At 63.5% G+C, this 1,319-nt stretch carries 1 protein-coding gene; it reads left to right on the top strand.

Annotated features, from left to right (window positions below; all coding sequences use genetic code 11):
- The coding region (locus NA4_RS38285; RefSeq protein WP_157129592.1) for an amino acid adenylation domain-containing protein at positions 1 to 1,319 on the top strand (1,319 nt) is incomplete at both ends.

Here is a 1,319-nt window from a genome sequence, read left to right as displayed (position 1 = left end):
AGTCGGTGGTCCAGCTGAGCCGTTCCAGGTGCTGCCGGATCTCATGGCGACCGCTGTGGCCGCGAATCCGGATGGTTCGGCAGTTATTTTTGAGGGCCGATCCATGACCTACGCACAACTCGATGCTATCTCCGCGCAATTGGCGCGGGTCCTGATCGATCGGGGGGCTGGCCCGGACGTAATTGTGGCCGTGGCAGTCCCGCGGTCGATGCGGTCGGTGCTGGCGGTGTGGGCAGTTGCCAAGTCGGGTGCTGCATTCATGCCGGTGGATCCGGCTTACCCGGCAGACCGTGTTGCGCACATGGTGTCCGATTCGTGTGCGCAAATCGGCCTCACGATCGCCGCGGAAGCTGACGCGCTGCCTCCGCTTACAAGCGGTCAAAGCTGGATAGCCATGGACGCTCCCGCGTTGGAGGCTGAGATCCATACACAGCCGGACCTTCCGATCAGCGAATCCGAGCGGCGCGGAGTGATCGGGGCGCACAACATCGCGTACGTGATCTACACATCTGGTTCTACCGGTCTGCCCAAGGGCGTGTCGGTCACCCACGCTGGTGTAGCCAACTTCAGCGCCGAACAGGTGGAACTGTATCGCCTCGATCGGAATTCGCGGGCGCTGGCGTTCGCATCGCCGTCCTTCGACGCCTCCGTACTCGAACTGCTGCTGGCCGTCGGATCGGCTGGCACACTCGTGGTGGTGCCGCCCGGCACCTACGGTGGGGAGGAGCTCAGCGAGCTGATCGCTCGCGAGCGCGTCACTGTTGGTTTGATCACGCCATCGGTACTGGCCTCGATGGATCCAGCCGCCCTGACCAGCATGCAGGTGATCATCGCTGGCGGCGAGGCGATATCGGCAGACCTGGTCGCCAAGTGGTCCGCGGTCGACAATTCGGGTGATCGCCGCTTCTACAACGCCTATGGCCCAACCGAGGCGACTATCGCGACCAATATCAGTTCTCAGCTGCTGCCCGGCGATCCGGTGACGATCGGCGGCCCGATTCGCGGTATGCGAGCACTGGTGCTCGATGCACGCCTGCGCCCGGTGCCTGAAGGCGTCACTGGTGAGCTGTATGTCGGCGGAATCCAGCTTGCGCGTGGCTATCTCGCGCGACCGGCCTTGACTGCCGAACGATTTGTGGCCGATCCATACGGTGCTCGCGGGGAACGTCTGTACCGAACTGGTGATGTGGTGCGCTGGTGTCGTGACCGTTCTGGCGCACCGGTCGTGGAATATGTCGGTCGCTCGGACTTCCAGGTGAAGATCCGCGGTTTCCGCATCGAGCTCGGCGAGATCGACACCGTGCTGGGCAGGCACGAAG

The organism is Nocardia amamiensis NBRC 102102 (assembly GCF_001612745.1).
Taxonomy (GTDB): Bacteria; Actinomycetota; Actinomycetes; order Mycobacteriales; family Mycobacteriaceae; genus Nocardia; species Nocardia amamiensis.
Note: the sequence above shows the minus strand (reverse complement) of the source record. Positions and strands in the feature narration are given on the sequence as shown.